Source organism: Pisciglobus halotolerans, from assembly GCF_900113675.1.
In the GTDB taxonomy this organism is placed as follows: Bacteria; Bacillota; Bacilli; order Lactobacillales; family Carnobacteriaceae; genus Pisciglobus; species Pisciglobus halotolerans.
The window spans coordinates 1-9,129 of record NZ_FOQE01000053.1 but is presented as its reverse complement, the minus strand read 5'-3'; the positions used below and the strand labels follow the sequence as shown (position 1 = coordinate 9,129).

Sequence of the window (9,129 nt, the reverse complement as noted above, 5' to 3'; positions counted from 1 at the left end):
GTATTTGCCAGTCAAGCATACATTTATGATAGAACGCCTTCTTTCTTTTTTCTAGTAAAAAATGAAAAACATCTCGAGAACTATTTTACACATACAAGAGTCTAAAAATTCTATGTTACGATTTTAATAACCATTTCAAAAATTGACATAAAGACTATTGGTTATTTTAATGAATATTATTTTCATATGATTATTCTTTTGCATTATACATATGGTTAATGATACGTATATAAAGAGAAATGTTTTGAGACCGAAAAGAACTACTTTTTAGGTGAAAAAGCAGTCCTTCAAAATCGTCTCATAATCGATTGTTTTTGATACTGAAATCACAGAGAAAAAATAGAGTTTTTTTCTGATTTAACAATCTAATATAGATTCTAGTTAGTTAATAGAGTAACAAGTCAGAGATTGTGTAGTTTCTTGGTCGAATTAATTATCACAAATAAGTTGAAATAAGAGAAGCCAATAAAAATGCCAAGAGGCTGGGAAACATTTACAAATCGGCGCTATAAACATTCACTCATTTGTTATAATAGATGCATAGTATTTAATTATGTATTTTAAACAATAAAAGTGATTACATTAAATTATATTTGGAGGATTTTACATGACTAAGGGAACAGCAACAGAACTATATCAAGCATTATGGAATTCAGCAGATGTATTACGTTCTAAAATGGACGCTAGTGAGTATAAGAACTATTTACTTGGATTGATTTTCTACAAATATTTATCAGATACGATGCTAGTGCATTCATCGGAAATGTTAGAAGAAAAAACAGAAAATTTAGATGAAGCTTTAGATATGTACCGTGAAGCCTATGCGGATGATGAATTTAGCGAAGAGTTTCAATCTGCATTGGTTTATGAAATGTCTTATCGAATTAAACCAGAATTGACATTCTCTGCTTTGATGGAAGAAATCAATAACCATACATTCCAACGCGAACACTTACAACAAGGTTTACGGGATATTGAACAATCGTCAAACGTGTTTGAAGATTTATTCGAAGATATTGATTTAAACTCTAAAAAATTAGGTGCTACACCACAAAAACAAAACGATACGATTTCTCAAGTTATGAGAGCTTTAGATAATTTAAACTTGGCTAATTATGACGGGGACGCTTTGGGTGATGCCTATGAATACCTTATCGGACAGTTTGCGGAGGACTCAGGTAAGAAAGCCGGGGAGTTCTACACGCCATCTCAGGTGTCCACCCTTATGACCCGAATCGCTTTGGCAAATAAAGAAGATAAGAAAGGTTTAACTGTTTATGACCCGACAATGGGTTCAGGATCATTACTATTAAATGCGTCTAAATATTCAAATGAAGCGTCAACAATTCGTTATTTTGGTCAAGAATTAAATACATCAACATATAACTTAGCTCGTATGAATATGTTCCTACATAACGTAGATCCAGAAAACCAAACTTTACGTAATGGGGACACCTTAGATGCGGACTGGCCACAAGATGAACCTACAAACTTTGATGCCGTTCTGATGAACCCACCTTATTCAGCAAAATGGTCAGCATCTAAAGGTTTCTTAGATGACCCACGTTTCGCTTCTTATGGTGTGTTACCACCAAAATCAAAAGCTGACTTCGCGTTCTTATTACATGGTTACTTCCATTTGAAAAATGATGGCAAAATGGCCATTGTTTTACCACACGGTGTACTATTCCGTGGTGCTGCTGAAGGTAAAATCCGTAAAGCCTTACTAGAACAAGGCGCTATTGATACGGTTATTGGCTTACCAGCGAACATCTTCTTCAATACAAGTATTCCTACAACGGTTGTTATTCTGAAGAAAAACCGTGATAGTCGTGATGTGCTATTCATTGATGCTTCAAATGAATTTACTAAAGTCAAAAATCAAAATAAATTAGAAGAAAAGCATTTAGATAAAATCTATGAAACTTATTTAAAACGTGAAGATATAGAGAAATACGCACATGTTGCGACCTATGAAGAAATCGAAGAAAATGATTTCAACCTAAATATCCCACGCTATGTCGATACATTTGAAGAAGCTGAACCGATTGATGTTGTGGCTTTAAAAGACGAAATGAAACAAACGGATCAAGAGATTGAATCAGTTTCTAAAGAACTTTTAGCGATGGTTGATGATTTAGAGGTAACAGATGATACCAAAGACATCATTGATGCATTGAAGGAGGTCTTGGGATAATGAGTATAAACAAAGACAAACCAAATGCACCAAATCTTCGGTTTAAAGGCTTTACTGATGATTGGGAACAGCGTAGGTTGGGGGATTTCGTTATAAAAGCGGTAGATAATAGAGGAAAAACTCCACCAACTCAAGAATTTGGACGTTATCCTTTGTTAGAGGTTGCTAGTCTGGGTAGAGCTTCGCCTGATTATACTAAGGTAACAAAATATGTAGATGAAGAAACATACAACGGCTGGTTCCGAGCCCATATAAAGAAGGATGATATATTGTTCTCTACAGTAGGTAACACAGGTCTAGTAACATTAATGGATGATTATGCTGGGGCAACTATTGCTCAAAATATCGTGGCTTTCAGAGCAATCGAAGGTAATAATCCACAATTCTTGGTTCAGATGTTCCAGTTACCAGAAAATCTTAAACGAGCAAAAAGAATTGAAATGGGGGCAGTTCAGCCAAGTATTAAAGTTTCTCAACTAATACACGTTAGTTATTTGTTGCCTAATTCTGAACAGGAACAAGAAAAGATTGGAAATTTCTTAAATTTCATCGAAAATACTATCACTCTTCATCAGCGTAAGTTAGACCAGTTAAATCAACTAAAAGAAGCGTTGTTACAGCAAATGTTCCCAGGTAAAGGCGAAACGGTGCCGAAATTACGGTTTGCTGGGTTTGAAGGGGATTGGGAAGAGCGAAAGTTGGGTCAAACGGATACATATTTTACAGATGGAAATTACGGAGAAGCATACCCTTCAGCTAATGACATGTCTACTAAGGAAAACGGTGGCGTTCCTTTTTTACGCGGAAGTAACTTTTTAAATGGTTATTTGGATGAAACTAATGCTAATTATATAAAGAAAGAAAAGCATTACGAACTAGCATCTGGCCATATTCAGGAAGATGATATTATTCTTGCGGTACGGGGTTCGCTAGGGACTTTAGGTTATGCTACTAAACAAAATGTAGGTTGGAATATAAACTCTCAATTAGCTATACTACGAACAAACAAAAGCGAAATATGGGGAATGTTTTTAACGCAGTACTTATTAAGCCGTAAAGGGCAAAAAGAAATGTTCTCTAGAATCACTGGAACTGCTTTAAAACAATTGCCAATAAAACAATTAAAATCTATACCTGTTCCAATACCTAATATTTCAGAACAAAAACAGGTAGGGTTGACTTTTAAACAGTTAGACACAATGATTGCTCTTCATCAGCGTAAATTAGAACAATTACAAAATATGAAACAAGTTTTATTACAAAATATGTTTATATAATCATATAAATCACCTTCGCTATATATCTAACCTTGATAAAGAGTATTGATATAGCGAAGGTATTTGTATAAAAATAATTATAAAGGAGTGTGTAATGTGAAAAGCTTTGAATTAGAAAGCGAAATGGAAAATAAGCTGATAGATCAGTTAATCAATGGTGAATCGCAATGGACTTATCGGCCAGATTTAAGAAACGAAGAAGATTTATGGGATAATTTCCGCAAAATTCTGACTCGTAATAATAAAGATAAATTGAATGACGTCCCGTTAACGGATATGGAGTTTGGACAAGTCAAAACACAATTAAACTTCGGGTCATTTTATCGTGCTGGTGAATGGTTAAAAGGGGAAAATGGGATTGCACAAGTCCTTGTACAACGTGAAGATGCGAAATTAGGCAAGGTTTCCTTAACTGTATTCAAGTCACAAGATATCTCTGGTGGTATTTCTGTTTATGAAGTGATTAATCAATACGCGTCAAGTAAACGTGATGAACAAGACCGTAATCGCCGTTTTGATGTCACTTTATTGATAAACGGATTACCTTTAATTCAGATTGAATTAAAGAATCGTTCAGAAGGGTATATGGCGGCTTTCGAACAAATCAAGAAATACTCAAACGAAGGTAAATATACAGGTATCTTTTCAATGCTTCAAATGTTTGTGGTCACAAATGGGGTAGATACGAAGTATATTGCAGCTGCTGATGGTCAACATATTAATAAAGAGTTCTTAACTTCATGGGTAGATAAAAATAATAATAGAGTCAATAGTTATTTAGATTTTGCTAAAGAAGTGCTGTCTATTCCACAAGGTCATAAAATGATTACCGAGTTTTCTGTGTTAGATGCTGACCATAAAGCGATTATTCTACTCAGACCTTATCAAATTCATGCGATCTTAGCTGTAGAGCAAGCCGTAAGGCAACGTCAGTCTGGTTACGTGTGGCATACAACAGGTTCTGGTAAAACACTTACGTCTTATAAAGTGGCCAGAAACTTATTGAGAAGCCCAGCCTTAGATAAAACGATATTTATCGTAGACCGAATTGACCTTGACCAACAAACGGGTACTGCCTTTAAATCTTATGCAATGAATGACGTTGTAGAAGTGAATGATACGGATAACGTATCCGATTTGGTGCGAAAATTAACCGCTAATGACCGTGACTTAGTCATTACAACGATACAAAAATTAAATTATGTCATGAAACGTTACGGGGACAAAGAAGATAACCGTATCGCAAAGAAATTACGCAATTTAAACATAGGGTTCGTTGTAGATGAGTGTCACCGTGCTGTGACCCCTAAAAAACAACAAGAAATTACGAAGTTCTTCCCTAAATCCCTTTGGTATGGCTTTACTGGAACGCCAATATTTGCTGAAAATGCGAGAGATGAATTTGGGGATATGCCACGTACAACAGAAGAACAGTATGGCCCACGTCTACATGAATATACGGTAAAAGAAGCTATTCATGATAAAGCCGTACTCGGTTTCCAAGTTGAATATATTAATACACTTGAAAAGAACTCCATTGTAGATTATTTTGACCAATCAGGTATAGATATAGATGGGCTGAGTGAACATGAAATAGAAGCTAAGTTACCTAGAGAGGCTTATGAAAATGATGAACACAAACTAAAAGTCATTGACCAAATCGTTAATTACTCAAGACATAAATTCAAACTCACTCGTGGGCCAGGGAACACCTATAGTGCGATTTTAACCACACGTTCTATTCCTGATGCACAACGCTATTATGAACTATTTAATGAAGTAAAAGAAGGTAAATCAAGCGTTAAGATAAGTGAAAAAACAAAGAGTCAAGTATCAGACTTCCCGAAAGTAGCGGTGACTTATTCTTTAAATGAAACAGAAGAAACTTCTTTTGAACGTCAATCACAATATAAACAAATCATTCAAGATTATAATGAAACGTTCAACACACATTATGACCTAGAACAGGTTAGAGCTTTTAACCAAGACATTAATAATCGTTTAGCACGGAAAAAAGATATATACCGTACACGTAGTGAACAATTAGATATTGTGATTGTGGTTGATCGTCTATTAACTGGATTCGATTCACCTTCAACAGCTATTTTATTCATGGATAGACCACCCGCAAAGCCGCACCATTTAATTCAAGCTTTTTCACGGACAAATCGTATCTACGACAAGGATAAACAATACGGCCAGATTATGACTTTCCAATATCCAATTCAGTATCAAGAAGCGGTCGAAAATGCCTTTATTTTGTATTCAAACGGTGGAGAGAGCGCAATACAGGCGCCAGGGTGGAATGAGTCATACGGACGATTCCAGGACGCTTATGAGCGTTTAATTTCTGTTGCGCCTAGCCCAGAGAACATTGATGTCAATGATGATGTTGATACCCTCAAACTCTTTGTTAAAGCTTATCAAGAATTTGATAAGAGCTTAGGGGCTATCCAAGTATATTCAGAGTTTGATGAAGAGGTGTTTGAACAACAATACAACTTACGTCCTGAAGTAATAGAGTCCTACCATGGTAAGTATGAGAACGCCTTAGAAAAAATTAGAGAACAAATCGATGAAGATGAAGAAGATGACTTAACGATTGACTTCGATTATCAGTTGTCTGAAGTAGGCAAGCAACAAATTGACTACGAGTACTTAATGCTGTTAATGCAAACGATCGTAAATGAACCTGATAGTCAAAATCGTATCAAACGTATTGTTGACGCTGAAGCTTACTTAACGAAGTTTAAAGATAATAACCCTAAATTAGGTGAAATTATTGAAGATATCTTCTCTACTATTAAGGATGATAATGAGCTAGCACAAGCAGAAAATACGCTTAATGTATCGAGTGAAATCGAAAAACGTATTGATGAGCGTATTGATGATTTAGTACAAAACTTATCCGAAAACCTTTATATTCAGCCTGATGATTTGTATTATCTGATTGAAAATTACAAACCAGAAAAATCAGGTAAACAAACTGGTGAGAGTAATCTCCTTGAGAATATGGATAAAGATCGTTACCTAGAAGAAAATCGGGAGAAAGTACAGAAAAAATTCAGAGTGAAAAAATTCGCTAAACAAGAGTATACCGATGTAATCGAAAGCGAAATACTCCCGTTAACGAACAAAAACTTCTAAAAATGAATAGCAAAGAAGAGGCTGGGACAAAAGGTCTCTCAAAAAAACACACTCCCAAAACTATGAACTATTTTGTTCAATAGTGGGAGTGTGTTTTTCTAGATCTTTATAAAACAAATGAAAGTAGTTTTGTCCCAGCCACTTTTTGTGTCGGATAAATTGCCCGCAATCTACATAATTGAGTGGTCTTTGATTTTCCTATTCGTCCATATGATATATAGTATTTAGACGTGGCATCATTTCCATAAATAATGTTGATGTTTTTATCATTTTAAAAAATGATACTAAAACTCAATTTTGTTTATTCATATCTAATTTGTTCTTGATCCATATTATGAAATGCTTGCATTCTTTTCTGCTCTTTATCCAATCTTTCTTTTGCGAATTGAAAGAAGCCATCTATATCTTGATTGGCCAAAAATTCGACGTACTGTGCTTTGGTTTCTTTTTCAATAATAAGTGGTGGAAATCCTTCTTGTAGCAATGAATACATCATTATCATCCGCCCAGTGCGTCCATTTCCGTCGGAGAATGGATGGATTCGTTCAAATTGAATGTGAGTATCCAAAATCGCTAACAATTTGTCATCGTTCGTTTTAGCGTTATCTAACCGATACTGCAAATTATCAACTAATTGCGCTACAAGTAAGGGTGTTTCAGCCGGAGAAGCGGATTGAAACTCGGCACCTATAATCATGTTTTCGCTTTTTTTAAATTGACCTTTATCGTACTGCAAGCGATCAGTTAAATCAGCATGAATCTCTTTAATAATAGTTACAGACAACCTATCATTATTGAATAAATGAGTGGCTATTCTTTCAAAAGCTTGTTTGTGGTTCTCTATTTCATAGAATTCTCTGACCGTTGCTCCCGAACTGGATGGTAAAGTCCCATTGACAATGATAGAAACTGTAGCAGGCAAAGAAATAGTGTTACCTTCAATACCTGCTGAATGATGGGCTAATCGAACCAAAATATCTTCAAAATACTCACTGGTAATTTTTTTAAGAGCGTTATTCATTCTGATATACCTCCTTTTTCTAAACTTAGTTCAATAAAGTATCATAACTAGACGATTTGTATACGCGTCTACATGTAGACGCGTATACAAATCTACTTTTTAGATTTACGTTGGTAAACCTCTAGTAGAGTCTTGATTTCTCTTCGTTCATCCGTCGTTAAAGAAGCTTCATAATTGTCTAATAAAATTTCTATTAGTTCATTTACACTGTCTAAATTGAAAGAAGTAACGATTGCATTTAGACGATGTGAGGTATCAGCTGCACAACGAATGGTAGTTGTTTTACCCTTTTCTTTTTTTCGAGGAGTGTCTTTTTTTGTGTCTTCATTTGCTTGCTGAGATTCGTTTACTGTAAATAAACTGGATCGATTAAAAGATTGTTGGGGTTTCACTTCTTCTTTCCGTTCGAGAAGATTCCGTTTCCCTTTATTTTTATTTAATAAATTATCTGCCATACTGTCACCCTCTTCTTTCTTTATACATGGTATGAAGAATGTTTACTGTGCGTTTCGAGATTCTATCATTTCTAGTCGTTTTAACATTTCTTCTGTAACTCGTTTATAAAGCCCCATGACTCTCTTATCATGAATATCATATTTAGTATCTAAATCTGGATCAACTATCCCAATAATGTCATACCGTTTTAATCGCTCCATATTTTTAACTACAATATTGAATAGGTTTTCTTCACCAAATTTTTCTTTCGCTGTATTGAGTGTGGCTTCATCTACCTTTGAATTGTTTTTTAGTAATACAGGTAGTACACCTAAAATATCAAAATCTGCATTATAGTTATCAATGAGTTCTTGTAAGTACCCTACATATGCTTCAGCACCTACTAAAGAACGTTCTTGTGTCTGCAGGACAATAATGGTGTAGTCAGAAGCTAACAAAGCCGAGTCGGTATAAGTACTCAAAGTAGGTGGAACATCTACCAGAATAAAATCGTAGTCGTCCTTAATCTTAGTCATTAATTCATTTAGAAAAGTCACCCTATTAAATTGACTGTCTGGAAATTTTTTTTCTAAGAATAATGGATATGAAGTAAAATCTGCAAAGCTGGGCAGTAAAAAAAGATTTTCTTTGATTTCAATAATGATATCCGATAAGTCTTCATCTGCTATCGCAGACATTAACGTCTTATCAAAAGTAACAATATTATTCGTAATTCGTTGTTTCGTATGTAAATACAATGATGTTGCATTCGCTTGAGGATCTAAATCTGCTAATAATGTCTTATAGCCCAGTTTAGATAATGTATAGGCCATCATTGCACTATTAGTTGTCTTACCTGTTCCACCCTTGAAATTTCCAAACGTTATAACTTTAGCCATTGTAACCCTCTTTTCTTAGTTGTCTACAAATCTACATTTGATATTATATCGTAAATATACCATGCTAAATCAATATGTCAAACGTTATCAATAAAAGTCGTCTACAAATCTACATGTAGACGAATCTACAAATCTACAAATCTACATGTAGAC

Annotated in this window: 6 protein-coding genes; 3 read left to right on the top strand and 3 right to left on the bottom strand. The window is 34.8% G+C overall.

What is annotated here, in order from left to right; genetic code table 11:
* Positions 1-607: 607 nt before the first annotated feature.
* The 3 genes from BM057_RS10745 (at position 608) to BM057_RS10735 (ending at position 6,621) form a co-directional block, all read left to right on the top strand.
* Positions 608-2,197 carry a type I restriction-modification system subunit M gene (locus BM057_RS10745; protein WP_092093703.1) on the top strand — a complete coding sequence of 530 codons (1,590 nt, stop codon included), beginning with the start codon at positions 608-610 and terminating at the stop codon, positions 2,195-2,197.
* On the top strand, positions 2,197-3,474 hold the full coding sequence (locus tag BM057_RS10740) for a restriction endonuclease subunit S (protein WP_092093700.1): 1,278 nt from the start codon (positions 2,197-2,199) through the stop codon (positions 3,472-3,474). The genes BM057_RS10745 and BM057_RS10740 overlap by 1 nt, the downstream gene beginning before the upstream one ends.
* 96 nt (positions 3,475-3,570) lie before the next feature.
* Positions 3,571-6,621 (top strand): type I restriction endonuclease subunit R, encoded by a 3,051-nt coding sequence (locus BM057_RS10735; protein ID WP_342708101.1) that lies wholly within the window; start codon positions 3,571-3,573, stop codon positions 6,619-6,621.
* A 301-nt stretch (positions 6,622-6,922) separates the two neighbouring features.
* Here BM057_RS10735 and BM057_RS10730 read toward each other — a convergent pair whose 3' ends face one another.
* The 3 genes from BM057_RS10730 to BM057_RS10720 form a co-directional block, all read right to left on the bottom strand.
* Positions 6,923-7,642, bottom strand: coding sequence for a Fic family protein (locus tag BM057_RS10730; protein ID WP_092093695.1), 720 nt, complete (start codon positions 7,640-7,642; stop codon positions 6,923-6,925).
* Positions 7,643-7,734: 92 nt separating this feature from the next.
* A complete protein-coding gene (locus tag BM057_RS10725; protein WP_092093693.1) occupies positions 7,735-8,097 on the bottom strand; it encodes a hypothetical protein in 363 nt (120 codons plus the stop codon).
* Between the two features lie 42 nt (positions 8,098-8,139).
* Entirely contained in the window at positions 8,140-8,976 is an 837-nt protein-coding gene (locus BM057_RS10720; RefSeq protein WP_092093690.1) for a ParA family protein, read from the bottom strand.
* Positions 8,977-9,129: the final 153 nt, after the last annotated feature.

Bases quoted from the DNA above. Each gene is read 5' to 3' on its own strand.
- BM057_RS10720 (WP_092093690.1), bottom strand. From the start codon at position 8,976: ATGGCTAAAGTTATAACGTTTGGAAATTTCAAGGGTGGAACAGGTAAG.
- BM057_RS10730 (WP_092093695.1), bottom strand. From the start codon at position 7,642: ATGAATAACGCTCTTAAAAAAATTACCAGTGAGTATTTTGAAGATATT.
- BM057_RS10740 (WP_092093700.1), top strand. From the start codon at position 2,197: ATGAGTATAAACAAAGACAAACCAAATGCACCAAATCTTCGGTTTAAA.
- BM057_RS10745 (WP_092093703.1), top strand. From the start codon at position 608: ATGACTAAGGGAACAGCAACAGAACTATATCAAGCATTATGGAATTCA.
- BM057_RS10725 (WP_092093693.1), bottom strand. From the start codon at position 8,097: ATGGCAGATAATTTATTAAATAAAAATAAAGGGAAACGGAATCTTCTC.